This is a genomic window from Sphingomonas panacisoli, assembly GCF_007859635.1.
Lineage (GTDB): Bacteria > Pseudomonadota > Alphaproteobacteria > Sphingomonadales > Sphingomonadaceae > Sphingomonas > Sphingomonas panacisoli.
In genome coordinates, this window is sequence record NZ_CP042306.1 from 1,684,025 (window position 1) to 1,701,229 (window position 17,205).

Below are 17,205 nucleotides of genomic sequence, written 5' to 3' on the forward strand. Positions count from 1 at the left end.
AAAAATCGGGCAGCGCCTACAGGGATCGGGTTGCCGCTGGCAAGGTTTGCGCAGGTTCGCTAGGCGCGCGGCATGGCAAGTTCGGATACCGTCGCGTTGATCGTCGCCGCCGGCAAAGGCGAACGCGCGGGCGGCGATGTGCCCAAGCAGTTTCAGTTGCTTGGCCGCGTACCCCTGGTCGAGCATGCGCGACGCGCGTTTGCTGGTCATCCCGCGATCCAGTCCGTTCTGACGGTTGTCGCGCCGAGCCAGGAGGCGTCCGTGATGGGCGCAAGCGTTGCCGGTGGCGAGACACGTCGCGAGTCCGTGCGCAATGGCCTGGAAGCAATCGCGGCAACCGGTGGTGCAGCGCGGGTCTTGATCCATGACGCGGCTCGACCGACCATACCGAAAGCTATTGTCGACCGTCTGCTCGAAGCGCTCGACAACGCGCGGGGCGCTGTGCCGGTCCTCCCCGTTGCCGACACTCTAGTACGGGGCGGTGTTCGGATTGGCGATGTTATCGACCGATCGACACTGGCGCGCGTCCAGACGCCGCAAGCGTTCGATTTCGCCGCGATCCTCGCTGCGCATCGGGCATGGCCTGAGGGCGAGGAGGCGACCGACGATGCGCAGATCCTGCGCCGCGCGGGGTACGACGTCGTCAGTGTCGTGGGCGATCCGTTGCTCGACAAGATCACCTATCCCGGCGACCTTGCGCTCGCCGAAGCACGATTGGAGGCAAGCATGCGCGTGCGGACGGCGATGGGGTTCGACGTTCATCGGCTGGTCGAGGGCGAGGAATTGTGGCTCGGCGGCGTGCTGATTCCGCATGACAAGGGGCTGTCGGGGCATAGCGACGCCGATGTCGCGCTGCATGCGATCACGGACGCCGTTCTCGGGACGATCGCGGCGGGCGATATCGGAACGCATTTCCCGCCCAGCGATCCGCAATGGCGTGGCGCGGAATCGGGGCAGTTTCTGCAGCACGCGGCATCGCTGGTGGCCGCGCAGGGCGGTGTGATCGACTTCGTCGACCTGACGATCATGTGCGAGGCGCCCAAGATTGGGCCGTGGCGTGAACCGATTCGGGATCGCATCGCGGCGCTGTTGGGACTTGCGCCCGATCAAATTAGCGTCAAGGCGACGACGACCGAGCGGCTGGGCTTTACCGGGCGCGGCGAAGGGATTGCGGCGCAGGCTGTCGTGACCACTAGGGTATAAGGGCGTACGATGAACAAGACGATGCGCGCGACTATCGCGCTGTGGATGGGCATGGCGGCGACGACCGCGCAAGCGGCCGAAACGAAGCCGTGCCTGACCGACGCCGAGGCGCAAAGCGTATTCCTGGCGTTAGCGCCCGATACGATCCGCGCGGTTGCGACCAAGTGCACGCCGTCGTTGCCCGAAACGGCCACGTTACGCAGCGGGCTCGCGGCGTTCGTCGCGCCTTACGACGCCGCCGCCACTGCCGCATGGGCGACCGCCTTGCCGGTGATCGGCAAGATGGCTGGCCCCGACATGAAGGGCATGGACCCGGCGGCGCTCAAGCCGATGATGGGACCGATGGTCGGCGCGATGGCATCGGAGAAGCTCAAACCGGCGGACTGCCTGACGATCGAGCGCGCAGTGTCGCTGGTCGCACCGTTACCGCCCGCCAACGTCGCAGGACTCGCTGCGTTGGCAGCGGCGAGCGGGACGAAGGGTGGTAAAGGGCCGTTCGCGATCTGCCCGGCGGCTACCGCTGCCATGCCGCCCGCACCCAAGTGACCGACACCGTCCTTCCCGCCGAGCTGGTCGATGCCGCGCGCCGCGTGGTGGAGGCGAACCGTGCGCTCGGCCGCCGCTTCGCGCTCGCCGAGAGCTGTACGGGTGGTCTTGTAGCGGCAGCGATCACCGAAATACCGGGGTCGTCCGAGGTCTTGCTGGGCGGGCTCGTGACCTATTCGAACGAGTCGAAGCACGAATTGCTCAAGGTCAGCAACGACGTGCTCGACACGTTCGGCGCGGTGTCGATCGCGACCGCCTGGTCGATGGCGCAGGGCGCGCTGGAGGCGACGCATGCCGATATCGCGGTGGCGATTACGGGCATTGCCGGGCCGGGCGGCGGGAGCGACAAGAAGCCGGTCGGTACGGTCGTCTTCGCCCGCGCCGAGCGCGATGCCGATCCGTCCGACGTGATCGCCGACCGCAAGGATTTCGGTGACCTTGGGCGCGGCGGGGTGCGGCTTCAGGCCGCGCTCGTCGCGCTCGAACTGTTGATGCCGCGCGAGTTCGACGGCGAATAGAGCGCCGCCGCGCGATCTTCGAACGCGCCGATCATCTTGCGTAGCGCTTGGCCGAAGACCTGCCCGGCCAGCATCTCGAACATCTTGTTCTTGAACGCGAAATCCACCGCGAAGTCGACCTCGCACCCGCCGGGCGCAGGGCGGAACGTCCAGTCGTTGGTCAGGTATTTGAGCGGACCGTCGAGATAGTCGACATGGATCGTATCCGGCCGGGTCTTCTGCACTTTCGACGTGAAGGTCTCGCGCAGCCCCTTGAAGCCGACGATCAGGTCCGCAACCATCTCCGTCGCACCGTTCGACCGGATCCGCACCGCCGTGACCCAAGGCAGAAATTCGGCATAACGGCCGACATCGGCCACCAGATCGAACATCTGCTCCGGCGTGTAGGGAAGCCGACGAGTCTCAGCGTGCCTGGGCAATCTTCGCGTCCCGCGCTGCCTTCATCTTCGCGAAATCGTCACCCGCGTGATAGCTCGACCGCGTGAGCGGCGAACTCGCGACCAGCAGGAAACCCTTCGCCCGCGCGATCGCGGCATAGGCGTCGAACGCCTGCGGGCTGACGAAGTCCATCACCTTCGTATGGCGCGGCGTCGGCTGAAGATACTGCCCCATCGTCAGGAAATCGACGTCGGCGGAGCGCATGTCGTCCATGACCTGATGCACTTCGAGGCGTTCTTCGCCGAGGCCGAGCATAACGCCCGACTTGGTGAAGATTGACGGGTCGTGCGTCTTCACGCTCTCCAGCAGGCGCAAAGATGCGTAATAGCGCGCGCCCGGGCGGATCGTCGGGTACAAACGCGGCACGGTTTCGAGGTTGTGATTGTAGACGTCCGGCCGCGCCTGGACGATCGATTCGACCGCGGCCTGCGCCTTGTTGCGAAAATCGGGCGTCAGGATCTCGATCGTCGTGTTCGGCGTGTTGCGGCGCAACGCCTCGATCACCTTGACGAACTGGCTCGCGCCGCCATCGGGCAGATCGTCGCGGTCGACCGAGGTCACCACGATATGCTCCAGCCCCAGCTCGGCGGCGGCGACCGCGACATGTTCGGGCTCGAGCGGATCGACGGCGCGCGGCATCCCCGTCTTCACATTACAGAACGCGCAGGCCCGCGTGCAGGTGTCGCCCAGGATCATCACCGTCGCGTGCTTCTTCGTCCAGCACTCGCCGATGTTCGGGCACGCCGCTTCCTCGCACACCGTCGCCAGGTTGAGGCGGCGCATCAGCGCCTTCGTTTCGGCGAACGCAGTGCCGCCCGGCGCCTTGACGCGAATCCAATCGGGCTTGCGGACGCGCGGCTCGCGGGCGACAGGCGAAATCTCGTTCATGAGCGCGCAGATAGCGATCCCGCGCCGCCCTTGCCACCCCTTCTCCGCCTTGGCAGAGACGCGCCATGACCGATTTCAGCGACCTGATCGACGGCTATCGCCGCTTTCGTACCAGCGAGTATCGCCGCCACCGCAGCCGGTGGGAGGAATTGACCGAGGGCCAGAGCCCGCAAGTGATGGTCATCGCCTGCTCCGACAGCCGAGTCGATCCGGCTCAGATCTTCGACACCGTACCCGGTGAAATCTTTACCGTGCGCAACATCGCCAACCTGGTCCCGCCGTTCGAGACCGGCGGCGGGCGCCACGGCGTATCGGCCGCGGTCGAGTTCGCGGTGACGCAGCTCGAAGTGCCGGAGATCGTCGTCATGGGCCACGGCTCGTGCGGTGGCGTGAAGGCGTCGCTGACCGGGGTGTTCGACGGCGCGGCGCCGGGCGAAGGCGGATTCGTCGCGCATTGGGTCGACATGCTGCAGGACGCCCGCGCGCAGATCGTTGCGGAACACGGCACGGGTCCCGAGGCCACGCGCGCCCTGGAAATGGAAACGGTGCGCGTCTCGATCGCGAACCTCCGCACTTTCCCCTTCGTCGCCCAGCGCGAAGCGGCGGGTACGCTGGCGCTACGCGGGGCGTACTTCGCGATCGCTGACGGGGTGCTGCACATCATGGACAAATCAGGCGAGTTCGCACCGGCCTGAGCGGCGCTAAGGTGACACCAGGGTTACACTAACGCGGTCGGTTTGGGCGGGCCGGTATTGGCGGCTTGTGATCGAACGTGCTGGCATCCGTTGGGCCTGTCAGACGAAATCCAACATTTCCAGCAAATTAAAGCCCCTCGCCCCCAACCCACTGCGCGTTCGACAAGCGCCGCGCGAGGTTCCACGTCTGTTGGCGGATGTCGGGGACCGCGACGATTTCCCAGAACGCACCGCGCGTCATCGGACCGAGTGCATAGAGCCATTCGTTGGGCTCGCCATTGGCCGCGATCGTCCGCGCGCAGCCGTCGACATCGAGCCCCAGCCGCGCGGGATCGGCGCGCACGACGCCGCGCTGCTGCAACGTCGCGAGCAGCGGCTCGGTCGTGCGCGTCAGGTCGCCCTGCGGCCCGGTGCAGTTGATGATGCGTTGCACGACCAACGTCTCCGGTGAGTCGCTGCCGCGGCGGCGCCATGTCACGGCGATGCCATCCGGCCCCTCCTCGGCGGCAATCGTCTTGCCGGCGACAACCTCCAGTTGCCCGCGCGCCTGCATTGCCGCGAGGCGATCGGCGACCTGCGGCGCGAGGCGGTGGCGGTGGACGTCCCACCATGGCCGCAAATGACGCAGGAAGCGCTGGCGTTCGGCATCGGTGCCGTTGGCCCACATTGCCTGGGTATAGGGGCGCAATTCGTCGACCGCGCTGCGCCAGCCGATCTCCTCGCCCCGCCCGCGCACCATCGCCACGAGTTCGGACGGTGGCGCGACCGGACGCTCGGCCAGCTTGGCGTGCATCGGGCCAGGCGCGTCGTGGCGGTGCGGCAGCAGCCCACGCCGCGACAGCGCGACGATCCGCCCCTTGAACCCGCTCGACTCGAGCAACAGCGCGATGTCGACCATCGTGAGGCCCGTGCCGATCAACAGCACGGTGTCGTCGTCGCTTAAGCCCAGCGGCACGCTGCGGTCCCATGGGTCGCTCTTGTAACGATCGGCCGACAGCGAATCGCCGAAACCGGGCGGATCGTGCGGCGGCAGGTTGCCGACCGCGAGCACGGCGGTATCGGCCGCGATCGTCCGGCCGTCGGTCAGCGTGACCGCTGCCCCCACGCCCGTCTGCTGCACATCGCGGACGTCAGCCTTCACCACCGTCAGCCGGTCGCCCGACTTGGCGAGCGCCTCGTTCAGCTGGTCGCGCAGATAGGTCCCGTACGTCACGCGCTGAACGAACGTCGCGCCGGCATCCTCGCGCCCGTTCGCCGCCAGCCAGCGGACGAAGTGGCCCGGATCGTCGGGCAGCGCGCTCATGTTCGACGCGCGAACGTTGAGGACGTGGTCGGGATAGGCGGCGCCATAGGCCAGTCCCTTGCCGGGCTCGTCGGCGCGCTCGATCAGGGTTGCGCGCGGGCCGTCGTGGCGCAGCAGGTTGATCGCCTGGAGCGTGCCGGAAAACCCCGCCCCGATGATCGCGACATGACGAATCATCGCGTCAGATCTCGTATTCGAGCTGCCAATCGGGTTCGGTGAAGGCGGGCGGTCGCTCGGCGAAATTGGGCTGGCGCGATTTCATCCGGCCGTAGAGCGTCTTGACCGTGTTGCTAGCCGTCCGCGTGCAGAGCGACGGAAACACGCCGTGGATCATCGCGGCGATCCCGCCACCCATCATGCGGATGCCGAAGCCGAACGCGGTCGCGGCGTGTTCGGTATAGGTCTCACCCACGCTGCGCGGGTGGCTGAGGAAGTAGCGGTCGATCATGGCGGCGTTCTAGCGCCGCGCGGCGCCGAAGTGAACCTGCCGCCAGCGTCAGGCCGGCTTGCGCGCGACCTTCACGATGCCGGCGCCCACCAGCCACGGCAACGCGAGCGCCGCGACGAACGCGCAGCGGATCAAGCCGATGATATCCGGGCGGATAATCGCGACGCGTCCGGCGCCGAGATAGCCGAGCGCCAGGCAGATCGCGACGATCAGCGCGACGAGATGCGCCGACGATATCGACTTCTTCGCCATCGACGCGATCGCCGCGGCGACGAGATCGATCACCAGCATGCCCGGGCCGACCAACGTGACGATCGTCGTCGCCAGGAACGGCCAGGTCAGCGGATTGGCGCGCGGATCGAACAGCACGATCAGCCCCATCAGCACCGCGCCGAAGAGCAGGATGGAAACGACGGCGTTGACCAGGCCGAGGCGGATGGCGGAGGCGAGCGACATGCCCGCCTCTTACCGTCGCCGAGTAAACGCGCGGTTAGCCCGCGGCGGGATCGACGGCTTCGGCGATCGGCGCGGCCTTCGCCGCACCGGCCTGTTCGACCAGGCGGATGTTGAGCTCGCGCAACTGCTTGTTGGTCGCGAAGTTCGGCGCGCCCATCATCAGGTCTTCGGCCTTCTGCGTCATCGGGAAGACGATTACCTCGCGGATGTTGGGCTCGTCGGCCAGCAGCATGACGATGCGGTCGACGCCGGGGGCAGAGCCACCATGCGGGGGCGCGCCGAACTTGAACGCGTTGATCATGCCGGCGAAGTTGGTGTCGACATCGGCTTGGGTATAACCCGCGATCTCGAACGCCTTGTACATGATCTCGGGCCGGTGGTTCCGGATCGCGCCCGACGACAGCTCCACGCCGTTGCAGACGATGTCGTACTGATACGCCAGGATATCGAGCGGGTCTTTCGTGTTCAGCGCTTCCAGCTCGCCCTGCGGCATCGAGAACGGGTTGTGGCTGAAATCGACCTTCTTCGCGTCCTCGTCATATTCGAACATCGGGAAATCGACGATCCAGCAGAATTCGAAGCGGTTCGCGTCGATCAGTTCGAGCTGTTCGGCGACACGCGTGCGGGCGAGACCGGCGAGCTTGGCCGCTTGGCCTTCCTTGCCGGCCGCGAAGAAGATGCCGTCGTTCGGGCCGAGGCCGAGCGCGTCGGCGATCGCCTTCATGCCCTCCTGCCCGTGATTGTTCGCGATCGGCCCGCCGAACACGCCGTCCTTCTGCGTCGCATAGCCGAGGCCGGGGAAGCCCTCGCCCTGCGCCCAGCTGTTCATATCGTCGAAGAATTTGCGCGATTTCTCGGCGGTGTTCGGCGCCGGCAGCGCGCGGACGACGTCGCCCGCTTCCACCATCGACGCGAAGCGGCCGAAGCCCGAGCCCTTGAACTGCTCGGAGACGTCGGTGATCAGGATCGGGTTGCGCAGATCGGGCTTGTCGGATCCGTACTTGAGCATCGATTCCCGGTACGGGATGCGCTTGAACGGCAGCGGGCTGACGGTGCGGCCCTTATCCTGCCAATTCGCGAATTCCTCGAACACGCCGTGCAGCACCGGCTCGATCGCCGCGAACACGTCGTCCTGCGTGACGTAGCTCATCTCGAAATCAAGCTGATAGAACTCGCCGGGCGAACGGTCGGCGCGCGCATCCTCATCGCGGAAGCACGGCGCGATCTGGAAATAGCGGTCGAACCCGGCGACCATCAGCAGCTGCTTGAACATCTGCGGCGCCTGGGGAAGCGCGTAGAACTTGCCCGGATGGACGCGGCTGGGGACCAGATAGTCGCGTGCGCCCTCGGGGCTCGATGCGGTCAGGATCGGCGTCTGGAATTCGGTGAACCCCTGATCGACCATGCGGCGGCGCAGGCTCGAAATGACGTTCGAGCGCAGCACGATATTGGCGTGGAGCTTCTCGCGACGGAGATCGAGGAAGCGGTAGCGCAGGCGGATATCCTCGGGATAATCTGCCTCGCCCGCCACCGGCAGCGGCAATTCCTGCGCCGCCGACTGGATCGTGACGCTCTTTGCGAACACTTCGATTTCGCCGGTCGCGAGGTTGGCGTTTGCCGTGCCCTCGGCGCGCGCCTTCACCGTGCCGTCGATCGTAATAACCGATTCCGCGCGCAACCCTTCGAGGATCGCCAGCGCCGGGCTGTCGCTGTCCGCCACCACCTGGGTGATGCCGTAATGGTCGCGCAGATCGACGAACAGCACGCCGCCATGGTCGCGCTTGCGGTGCACCCAGCCCGACAGTCGGACGTCCTGTCCGACCTCTGCAGCGGTCAGGGCGGCGCAAGTGTGCGAACGATAGGCGTGCATGATCTCTACTCGGTGTGTTGGAAACGGCACAGGGCCGGAAAGCCGATGCGCTTTGTCGCCACACCGCCCTTTGTCAAGCGCGCGCACCTCGCTATGGGGTCAAGATGCATATCCATGGTCTGATCGAGGACAGCGCCGCCCTCGCCAATCTCTGCACGCGGCTCGCCCAATCTCCGTTCGTGTGCGTCGACACCGAATTCATGCGCGAGAGCACGTTCTGGCCGGAGCTTTGCCTGATCCAGATCGCCGACGAGAACGAGGCCGCGGCGATCGATCCGATGCTGCCGGGGATCGATCTGCAGCCCTTGCTCGACCTGTTGGTGAACAACGAGGACGTGCTCAAGGTCTTTCATGCTGGCGGACAAGACATTGAAATCATCTATAATCTAACCGCGAAAACGCCACATCCGCTGTTCGACACGCAGATCGCGGCGATGGCGCTGGGGCAAGGCGAACAGATCGGGTATTCGAACCTGGTCGATAGCTGGCTGGGCATTCAGGTCGACAAGGGCGCCCGGTTCACCGACTGGGCGCGGCGGCCGCTCGAGACGCGCCAGGTCGATTACGCGATCGGCGACGTCACGCATCTCGCCAAGATTTTCCCCAAGATGCTCGCGCGATTGAAGACGACCGGGCGCGGCGCGTGGCTCGATCAGGAAATGGAGCGGATCGCCGATCCCGCCAACTACGCCAACGATCCCGACCTGGCGTGGAAACGCGTGCGCATCGCGGGTCGCAAGCCCGAGGTGCTGGGCCGACTGAAGTCGCTGGCGCGGTGGCGCGAGATGGAAGCGCGGGGCAAGAACCTGCCGCGCGGCCGCATCGTCAAGGACGAGACGCTGGCCGACCTCGCCAGCCACCCGCCGAAGAAGCAGAGCGACCTCGCGCGTGTCCGCGGGCTGTCGGCGACCTGGGCGGGCAACGATATCGGCGGACGGCTGATGGCGGCGCTCGAGGATGCCAAGCCGCTCGGCTCTGCCGAAATGCCGCCGCGCGACGACCGTAAGCCCGGACTCGGCAAGGACGGTGCGCTGGTGGCGGACTTGCTGAAGCTACTGCTCAAGATCCGTTCGCGCGACATCGACGTCGCATCGCGCTTGCTCGCGCGGTCGGAGGAGCTGGAGGCGCTGGCTGCCGGGCAGCGAGACGGGCTCTCGATTCTCGAAGGCTGGCGCTACGACCAGTTCGGCCACGAAGCGCTCGATCTGGTCGAAGGACGGTTGGCCTTCGCGGTGGTCAACGGCAAGCTGCGGATGACGCGGACGGAGGAGACGGCATCGTGAAGGCAATCGCTCTCGCAGCCCTATGTCTGGTCGCGTGCGCGCCGCAGCCGCCATTGGCCGACACATCCGATAAGAAGTGCACGACCGCGCGGCTGGACACATTGGTCGGCAAGAAATTGACGGTCGACCTGATCCACGAATCGATGAAGCGCGCCGGTGTCAAAGACAGTCGCGGTATTCGTCCTGGCCAAGCGGTGACGATGGATTATCGCGAGGATCGGCTCAATATCTACACCGATGCGGACGGCATCATCACGCGCTTTACCTGCGGCTAGGGTTCGCCCGTCAACAGCGGTTGGCGGTCACAGGCCGCAGCCAGCGCCGTATGACGCTTTTGTACTGCCTCGCCATATAGCGCGAGGTCGTTGCCGGCGAGGTGCAACGTCAGTGCGGTACCGTCCTCCCCCAGCGTCGATCGCTCGAGCGGCCCGGCGACGCCGCCAGACAAACGCTGGCCCAAACGCATGGCGAGACCCCACAATATCGCGCGCTTGAGATCGGCCGGAGCGGCAAGCTGGTCGAGCCCCGACGGCGTACCCGATCCGCCACCGAGCGACGTCCACAAGGCTTGCGCGATGATCGCCCGCCCGCGCGCGTCCACCGCTACCCAATTGCCGTGCAGCGCGATCTCGACACCGCGTTCGGCGCGGAACTCTGGATTGGCGTGCCAGCCGACATCGGCCAACAGGCACGCGGCGTGACGCAGCCGCGCCATGGCGGCGGAATCCTCGAACAACGGCGCGATCCACCGGTCGAGCAAGTCGCCATGTTCGGGAAAGCGGCCCAGGCGCTGGCCGTCGGCGCGCGCGGACACGATCAACGGATCCTGTTTCCGAGTCTCGGTATCGAGCGCCTCGTACAACAATCCTTCGCGCAGCCCGAAGCTCGACACGATCGTGCGTTCGCTCTTGAGGTGTCGAAGCAGCGACGCGAGCAACGCCGCCGCATCGTTGAGCATCGGCGCGCGCTGCGAGGAAATGCCGGGAACGTCCTTCAATCGCCCCTTGCCGACATGGCTGACCGTGCGCACCAGCCGCGCGATCGACGCCGGCGACATCGCATATTGCTGGATGACGGGTAACGGATAGCGTTTCAGCGTCATGTCGAGCCGCCCGAGGCTGCGCCACGAGCCGCCGACCAGATAGAGCGGCAATCCCTTACCTTTCCCCGACCAACCGGCCTGATCGAGTAGTTTCGCGACACGGCGGTCGATCGCGCCCCGGCCCTTTTCGCGCAAGGCCGCGACGCGCAGCACGCCGAGCGGGAACGACACGCGGTCGCGAATCTCGCCTTTCTTGACGCGCACCAGCTCCAAGCTGCCGCCGCCGAGGTCGCCGACGATCCCGTCCGCGTCGGGAATGGCGGACAGCACGCCCATCCCGGCGGCGATCGCTTCCTGTTCGCCCGTCAGTAGTTCGACCGGCAACCCTATCCGCGCCGCAGCGTCCAGCAGGACGCGGCCGTTAGGGCGTCGCGCACGGCAGCGGTGGCGACCGTGCGCAGCGAGGTGACTTCCATTTCATGCGCCAGGGCCGCGAACCGTTCCAGCGTCTCGGTCGCCAGTGCGATCGCGTCTGGCGCAAGTTTGCCGTTCTGCGCCAACCCCTTGCCGAGCCCGGCCATGACCTTTTCGTTGAACAGGGTCGCGGGCAGCCGCGCCGGACCTTGATAGACGACGAGACGGATCGAGTTCGAGCCGATATCGATGATCGCCGTCCGCGGCGGCGCATCCGCCGCGGCGTCGGCGCGGGGCTTGTTGAACAGGAGCGTTGCCATGCGAAACGCTAACGCCGCCGTGCCAGCGATAGTTTCGGGACCGCCCCGCCCTCCAGCGCCGCGCCGCGCCCGCTGAGCGACGGATTGGTCATGAAATAGCGGTGTAGATTGAACGGCTTGGTGCCGGGTTCGAGACGATCGTAGCTGCCGTCCGCATTGAGCACCCAGCTCTGTTCGGTATCGATCAGATTCGCGACCATGACTTGATCGAGGATCTGGTCGTGCACGGTCGGGTTGAGGATCGGCAGCATATATTCGACGCGTCGGTCGAAATTGCGCGGCATCCAGTCGGCCGAGGAGATGAAAATCTTCGCGCCGTCATTGGGCAATGCCTTGCCGTTGCCGAAGCACCAAATGCGGCTGTGTTCGAGGAAGCGGCCGATCACCGACTTGACGCGGATATTCTCCGACATACCGGGGACGCCGGGGCGCAGACAGCAGATGCCGCGGATGATCAGGTCGATTTCGACTCCCGCGTTCGATGCTTCGTAGAGCTTTTCGATAATCGCCGGGTCGACGACAGAATTCATCTTGGCCCAGATCGCGGCGGGCTTGCCGGCATCGGCGTTGGCGATCTCGGCGTCGATCAATGCGGTCAGCTTGGGTCGCAAGTCGCGCGGCGAGATGCCGACGCACTTCAGCGTCGGCTCGACATAACCGGTGACGTAGTTGAAGATCTGTGCGGCATCGCGGCCGATATCGGGATCGGCGGTGAAGAAGCTGAGGTCGGTGTAGATGCGCGCGGTGACGGGGTGATAATTGCCCGTGCCGAAGTGGCAGTAGGTCTTGTATTCGCCCGCCTCGCGCCGGACGACCATCGAGACCTTGGCGTGGGTCTTCCAGTCGAAGAAGCCGTAGACGACCTGCACGCCCGCGCGTTCGAGTGCCGAGGCCCAGAGGAGGTTCTGCTCCTCGTCGAACCGCGCCTTGAGTTCGACGACCGCCGTCACCGACTTGCCCGATTCGGCCGCGGCGATGAGCGCGTTGATCACGGCGGACTGCTTGCCGGCGCGATAGAGCGTCTGCTTGATCGCGACGACATCCGGATCGGCGGCGGCTTGTTTCAGGAATTCGATCACCACCTCGAACGTTTCGTAGGGGTGGTGGACGACGATATCCTTGGCCTTAATCGCCGCGAAACAGTCGCCGCCGAATTCGCGGATGCGCTCCGGAAAACGCGGCGCGAAAGGGACGAACTTCAGATCGGGGCGGTTCTCGTCGATGATCGCTTCGAGGTCGTGGATGCCCAGGAACGCGCCGCTTTCGGTGACGAATGCGTCGCCGCCCGCGAGTTCGTCGCGCAGTACGGCGCCCAGTCCTTCGGGCATGCCCGATTCGAGTTCGAGCCGGATCACCCTGCCCCGCCGCCGCCGCTTGATCGCGTTGGCGAAGTAGCGGACCAGGTCCTCGGCATCCTCTTCGATCTCGATATCGCTGTCGCGCAGCACGCGGAACTCGGCGGCGCCGCTGACCGCGTAGCCGGGGAAGATGATCGAAGAGAAGCGCTTCACCAGCGATTCGACCGCGACGTACCGCGCCGGCTCGCCCGGCAAGCGCACGAATCGCGCCATCGGTGCGGGCAGCATCACGAGCTCGCGAATCTCCTCGCCGTCCGACGCGCGGACGAGGTCGAAGATCACCGCCAGCCCCTTGTTCGGCATGAACGGAAACGGGTGCGCGGGATCGAGCGCCTGCGGGGTCAGGATCGGGAAGATCTGGTCACGGAAATGCGTTTCCAGCCAGGCCGCGTCCTCCGCGCTCACCGCTTCGTCGATCTGGCGCGATCCGAGCACGTGGATGCCGACCTCGGCCAGATCGCGGCGCAAATCGCGCCAGACCGAGCGCTGATCCTCGACCAGCGCGTCGGCGGCGGCGATGATCGCGGTCAGCTGCTCGCGCGTCGTCAGGCCGTCGGCGGAGCGGCGCTCGACCTCCTGCTTCTGCTGCCCCATCAGCCCGGCGACGCGGACCATGAAGAATTCGTCCAGGTTGGCGCCGGAGATCGACAGGAATCGCACGCGTTCGAGCAACGGATGCGCTTCGTTGCACGCCTCCTCCAGCACACGGCGGTTGAACGCCAGCCAGCTCAGCTCGCGATTGAAGTAACGTTCGCCGCTATCGGCGCGATCGAACTCCTCGTCGTCGTTGGCGAGACGAGCGATATGCGCGGGCCGAGTCATTGGTCATCCTGTGATGAAGGCAGGGCGATGATTCCCGCCGCCGCCAGTGTGGCCCGTGCGCGCGGAATGGACAAGCGCTTGCGGTGTTCGAGCACGTCCTGGTCGAGGACGTCGACCGCGCGCTCGACCGCAACGAAATTGCGGTCGAGCCGGGCGATCAGCCATTCGATCAGGTCCGGCCGCGCGTCGAGATGCCGGCGCAGGAACTGGCGTTCGAGCAACGACCGCATCAGCGCGTCGTCGGGCGGACCGATCCGCGCGACCGGGCTAGCGGCGAGGCGCGAGCGCAGATCGGGAATCGCGATGCGCCAATCGGGCGGTGCGCTTTCGGCGATGAACAATTGCGGCCGGCGATCGGCCTGCGCCGCATTCCAGGCGTGGAACAGATCCTTTTCGGCGCGACGATCGGCATCGTCGACGAACGTCCCACCGCTACGGCTGGCGAACACGCGCGCGAGCACGCTGCGTCCCGACTTGCGCGGCCCGATCAGCAATGCGGTCATCACCGGCCAGGTCGCCCAGCGTTCGAGCAAGTGGAAGGCGTGACTGTTCGACGCGGTCACCAGGAATTCGTCGTCGGCTGGACCGGGTGGCCAAGCCAGCGGCAGGCCGAGCTGGCTCATTCGCCCGGCGCTGGCTCCGCGCGGCGGATGCGGAGCGTGGTGCCGTTGCGTCCGACCTGGAACCCGCGCGACTGGAGCGAGGTGCGCAGCACTTCGGGATCGCCGCTGTAGTTCAGCCGCATCACCGACACGCCGCCGATCGCCATGCTGGTGGTCGATGCGCCGGTCACGCCGGGAACGCCGCGCACCGCCGCTTCGATCGACGACACCGAACCGGCGGTCGGCGTGTCGAACTGGATCGTCATCGACGCGGTACCCGTAGTCGCCGTCGGCGTTTCGGACGTGACGATCGTATCGCCGGGCGTGTCGGTAGCCTCGGGAGTCGCGGTCGGCGTCGGCATCGGCGGCGCGATGTACGCAAGACTCGGATCGTAGGCGAGGCCCCCGCCCTTCAACGCGTTCTGATAGATCGTGTCCATCCGCTTGACCCCGGCGTCGAGCAACGCGGTCAGGCCGTCCTCGCTCTCTACCCGCAAGGTGAAGCGGGCGAGCACATGATTGTCGGCGCCGTGCCGCGCCTCGAACACGCCGATCACCGGACCGCCGGGCCATTGCCGCGACAGCGTCACCACCGGCGTCAGGACATCGGATGCGGCATATTGATCGAGCACGCTCCGCCACCAGCCACGGTCGCGGCGACCGATCTGGCCTTCGTTGAGCAACAGCGAATCGGGACCGGCGCCGATCGGGCGGACATAATCGACCGCGCTGTCGCCGGCGCGGAAGCGTCCCCAGGCATCCTGCCACGCCGTCTTCTGTTCGAACGCCGTCGCCGCCCCGCCCGACCACTGGATCGGCACAAGGACCATCGGCTGGGACCGCGTCCCCTCGCCGCCGACGCCCAGCATTCCGCCGATCTTGCCCCGGCTGAACAGCACGCCCAGTTTCGCGATGTAGCGATTGGGGCCGATTTGTTCGTTCTCGATGACGATACCCGTCACCATCGAATCGAGCACGCTGTCCGACGGCACGCCGCCCGCGGTGCCCATCTTCTTGGCGAGCATCTGATAGCCCTTGCGCTGGGCGACGCGCCACCCGGCGTAGCGCGCGGCCTCGGCATTCGGCCCGGTCACGTCGACCATCACGCCGTCGATCTGATAGCTGCCCGAGGCGTCGACCGGCGCGTTGGTGTCGATCGTGTCGGTCGGGGTCGATTGCGCCGCGACCATCCCGGCTGCCCCGGCGAGCGCCAGAGCCGCGACGATGGCGGAAGCATGGAATAAGCGGGCGCGGAGCATGTCGGGCGCCCTTTTGGCGAAGCAAGCGTGGAAATCCAAGCGCGATATCGCTAGGCGGCATCGCATGAGCGACACCGACCGCCGCAACAGCCCCTACACTTATGCCGATGCGGGGGTATCGATCGCCGCCGGCAACGCGCTGGTCCGGGCGATCGGGCCGTTGGCGAAAGCCACGCGGCGACCCGGCGCGGATGCCGATCTCGGCGGGTTCGGCGGGTTCTTCGACCTGAAGGCGGCGGGGTTCGTCGATCCGTTGCTGGTCGCGGCGAACGACGGGGTCGGCACCAAGCTGAAGCTCGCGATCGACAGCGGGCAGCACGACGGCGTCGGGATCGATCTGGTAGCGATGTGCGTCAACGATCTGATCGTGCAGGGCGCGGAGCCGCTATTCTTCCTCGATTATTACGCGACCGGGAAGCTGGACAACGATGTCGCGACGCGCGTGGTGGCGGGGATCGCCGAAGGGTGCCGGATCGCCGGCTGCGCGCTGATCGGCGGCGAGACGGCGGAGATGCCGGGCATGTATGCGGCGGGCGATTACGATCTCGCGGGGTTCTGCGTCGGCGCGGTCGAGCGTAATCGTGTACTGACAGGCAAAGATATCGCGGCGGGCGACGTCGTGCTGGGACTCGCGTCGTCGGGGGTGCATTCGAACGGCTATTCGCTCGTTCGACGACTGGCGGCGGACAAGGGCTGGAAGCTCGACCGCCCGGCGCTGTTCGATAGCGACGTGCTGCTGATCGACGCGCTGATGGCGCCGACGCGTATCTATGTGAAGAGCCTGATGCCGCTGATTGCGGGGGGACGGATAAAGGGCCTCGCGCATGTTACCGGTGGTGGCTTGCTCGAGAATATTCCTCGCGTACTCCCTAACGGCGCGCATGCCCGGATCCATGCCGATGCGTGGCCGCAAACTCGGCTGATGGCATTCCTGCAGGCGCAGGGCGCGATCGAGCCCGAGGAAATGGCGCGCACGTTCAATTGCGGCGTCGGCATGGCGGTGGTCGTGGCGGGGGATCAGGCCGATGCGGTCGTCGCCGCGCTCGAGGCAGCCGACGAAACCGCGTTCCGGATCGGCGAGATCGTCGCGGGCGAGCGGGGCTGCACCGTTTACGGCTCGACCGAAACTTGGAGCGCCCGCGCCGACTGGTCCGCCACGCACAATGCCTAAATCCGTCGGTATTCTGATCTCGGGCCGCGGTTCGAACATGATGGCGCTCGTCGAAGCGGCGAGCGACGCGTACGAAGTCGTCGTCGTGGCGTCGGACAATCCTGCGGCGCCTGGCCTTGCCTGGGCGCGCGAGCATGGCATTCCGACCTTCGCATTGTCGCCAAAAGGGATCGGCAAGGCTGCCTATGAAGCGGCGGTGACTGGCGCGTTGCGGGAAGCCGGTGCGGAGATCGTCGCGCTCGCCGGGTATATGCGGCTGCTGTCCGACGAGTTCGTCGCGACGTGGCGCGGGCGGGTCGTCAACATCCACCCTTCTCTATTGCCCAAGTATAAGGGGCTCGACACCCACCAGCGCGCCATCGACGCGGGCGATTTGGAAGCCGGGTGCTCGGTCCATATCGTCACCGAGGAACTCGACGCCGGCGAGCTGCTCGGCCAAACGACCGTGCCGATTGAGCCCGGCGACGATGCCGAAACCCTTGCCGCCCGGGTGCTCGCCGAAGAGCATCGCCTTTACCCGCGCGTTCTGGCAGACTTCGCGGCACGATGAGTCCCGATTACGAGTCCGA

At 66.3% G+C, this 17,205-nt stretch carries 17 protein-coding genes and 1 pseudogene; 8 read left to right on the top strand and 10 right to left on the bottom strand.

Features of this window, described 5'->3' with window-relative positions; all coding sequences use genetic code 11:
• Positions 1-72: 72 nt before the first annotated feature.
• Genes FPZ24_RS08605 through FPZ24_RS08615 form a run of 3 tightly spaced genes read left to right on the top strand, consistent with a single transcriptional unit; the run spans position 73 to position 2,267 of the window.
• Positions 73-1,203: a bifunctional 2-C-methyl-D-erythritol 4-phosphate cytidylyltransferase/2-C-methyl-D-erythritol 2,4-cyclodiphosphate synthase gene (locus tag FPZ24_RS08605; protein ID WP_146571100.1), complete on the top strand. Its 1,131-nt coding sequence runs from the start codon at positions 73-75 to the stop codon at positions 1,201-1,203.
• 9 nt (positions 1,204-1,212) lie between these two features.
• Positions 1,213-1,749 carry a hypothetical protein gene (locus FPZ24_RS08610; protein ID WP_146571102.1) on the top strand — a complete coding sequence of 179 codons (537 nt, stop codon included), beginning with the start codon at positions 1,213-1,215 and terminating at the stop codon, positions 1,747-1,749.
• Positions 1,746-2,267, top strand: coding sequence for a CinA family protein (locus FPZ24_RS08615; protein WP_146571104.1), 522 nt, complete (start codon positions 1,746-1,748; stop codon positions 2,265-2,267). Before FPZ24_RS08610 ends, FPZ24_RS08615 begins: the two co-directional genes overlap by 4 nt.
• On the opposite strand, the gene FPZ24_RS08620 is transcribed toward FPZ24_RS08615, so the two are convergent.
• A complete protein-coding gene (locus FPZ24_RS08620; protein WP_146571106.1) occupies positions 2,210-2,686 on the bottom strand; it encodes a type II toxin-antitoxin system RatA family toxin in 477 nt (158 codons plus the stop codon). The two genes, FPZ24_RS08615 and FPZ24_RS08620, sit on opposite strands and share 58 nt — an antisense overlap.
• On the bottom strand, positions 2,670-3,593 hold the full coding sequence (gene lipA, locus FPZ24_RS08625) for a lipoyl synthase (protein ID WP_146571108.1): 924 nt from the start codon (positions 3,591-3,593) through the stop codon (positions 2,670-2,672). Before lipA ends, FPZ24_RS08620 begins: the two co-directional genes overlap by 17 nt.
• Before the next feature lie 65 nt (positions 3,594-3,658).
• Between lipA and FPZ24_RS08630 the strand changes: the two genes are divergently transcribed.
• Positions 3,659-4,288: a carbonic anhydrase gene (locus FPZ24_RS08630; RefSeq protein WP_146571110.1), complete on the top strand. Its 630-nt coding sequence runs from the start codon at positions 3,659-3,661 to the stop codon at positions 4,286-4,288.
• A gap of 127 nt (positions 4,289-4,415) precedes the next feature.
• Here FPZ24_RS08630 and FPZ24_RS08635 read toward each other — a convergent pair whose 3' ends face one another.
• The 4 genes from FPZ24_RS08635 to aspS are packed head-to-tail and all read right to left on the bottom strand — an operon-like array spanning position 4,416 to position 8,365.
• Positions 4,416-5,768: an FAD/NAD(P)-binding protein gene (locus FPZ24_RS08635; protein ID WP_146571112.1), complete on the bottom strand. Its 1,353-nt coding sequence runs from the start codon at positions 5,766-5,768 to the stop codon at positions 4,416-4,418.
• A 4-nt stretch (positions 5,769-5,772) separates the two neighbouring features.
• Positions 5,773-6,039 carry a DUF6356 family protein gene (locus FPZ24_RS08640; protein ID WP_146571115.1) on the bottom strand — a complete coding sequence of 89 codons (267 nt, stop codon included), beginning with the start codon at positions 6,037-6,039 and terminating at the stop codon, positions 5,773-5,775.
• 48 nt (positions 6,040-6,087) lie between these two features.
• Positions 6,088-6,495, bottom strand: a complete 408-nt coding sequence (locus tag FPZ24_RS08645; protein WP_146571117.1) for a hypothetical protein — start codon at positions 6,493-6,495, stop codon at positions 6,088-6,090.
• A gap of 34 nt (positions 6,496-6,529) precedes the next feature.
• Positions 6,530-8,365: an aspartate--tRNA ligase gene (aspS, locus tag FPZ24_RS08650; protein ID WP_146571119.1), complete on the bottom strand. Its 1,836-nt coding sequence runs from the start codon at positions 8,363-8,365 to the stop codon at positions 6,530-6,532.
• A 104-nt stretch (positions 8,366-8,469) separates the two neighbouring features.
• Here aspS and rnd point away from each other — a divergent pair, with 104 nt between their 5' ends.
• Together rnd and FPZ24_RS08660 are read left to right on the top strand one after the other, a co-directional pair.
• A complete protein-coding gene (gene rnd, locus FPZ24_RS08655) occupies positions 8,470-9,648 on the top strand; it encodes a ribonuclease D (RefSeq protein ID WP_146571121.1) in 1,179 nt (392 codons plus the stop codon).
• Positions 9,645-9,923, top strand: coding sequence for an I78 family peptidase inhibitor (locus FPZ24_RS08660; protein ID WP_186729160.1), 279 nt, complete (start codon positions 9,645-9,647; stop codon positions 9,921-9,923). Before rnd ends, FPZ24_RS08660 begins: the two co-directional genes overlap by 4 nt.
• Here FPZ24_RS08660 and FPZ24_RS08665 read toward each other — a convergent pair.
• The 4 genes and pseudogenes from FPZ24_RS08665 to FPZ24_RS08680 form a co-directional block, all read right to left on the bottom strand.
• A pseudogene (locus tag FPZ24_RS08665) lies at positions 9,920-11,424 on the bottom strand (Ppx/GppA phosphatase family protein). The gene FPZ24_RS08660 and the pseudogene FPZ24_RS08665 sit on opposite strands and share 4 nt — an antisense overlap.
• Before the next feature lie 8 nt (positions 11,425-11,432).
• Positions 11,433-13,604: an RNA degradosome polyphosphate kinase gene (locus FPZ24_RS08670; RefSeq protein ID WP_146571126.1), complete on the bottom strand. Its 2,172-nt coding sequence runs from the start codon at positions 13,602-13,604 to the stop codon at positions 11,433-11,435.
• Positions 13,601-14,227, bottom strand: a complete 627-nt coding sequence (locus FPZ24_RS08675; RefSeq protein ID WP_146571128.1) for a P-loop NTPase family protein — start codon at positions 14,225-14,227, stop codon at positions 13,601-13,603. The genes FPZ24_RS08670 and FPZ24_RS08675 overlap by 4 nt, the downstream gene beginning before the upstream one ends.
• Positions 14,224-15,465, bottom strand: coding sequence for a heavy-metal-associated domain-containing protein (locus tag FPZ24_RS08680; protein ID WP_146571130.1), 1,242 nt, complete (start codon positions 15,463-15,465; stop codon positions 14,224-14,226). Before FPZ24_RS08680 ends, FPZ24_RS08675 begins: the two co-directional genes overlap by 4 nt.
• A gap of 64 nt (positions 15,466-15,529) precedes the next feature.
• Here FPZ24_RS08680 and purM point away from each other — a divergent pair, with 64 nt between their 5' ends.
• Both purM and purN read left to right on the top strand, forming a co-directional pair.
• The gene (gene purM, locus FPZ24_RS08685) at positions 15,530-16,636 is read left to right on the top strand and encodes a phosphoribosylformylglycinamidine cyclo-ligase (protein WP_146571132.1); all 1,107 of its coding nucleotides are present in this window, start codon (positions 15,530-15,532) and stop codon (positions 16,634-16,636) included.
• Positions 16,629-17,186, top strand: a complete 558-nt coding sequence (gene purN / locus FPZ24_RS08690; RefSeq protein ID WP_146571134.1) for a phosphoribosylglycinamide formyltransferase — start codon at positions 16,629-16,631, stop codon at positions 17,184-17,186. Before purM ends, purN begins: the two co-directional genes overlap by 8 nt.
• Positions 17,187-17,205 lie beyond the last annotated feature (19 nt).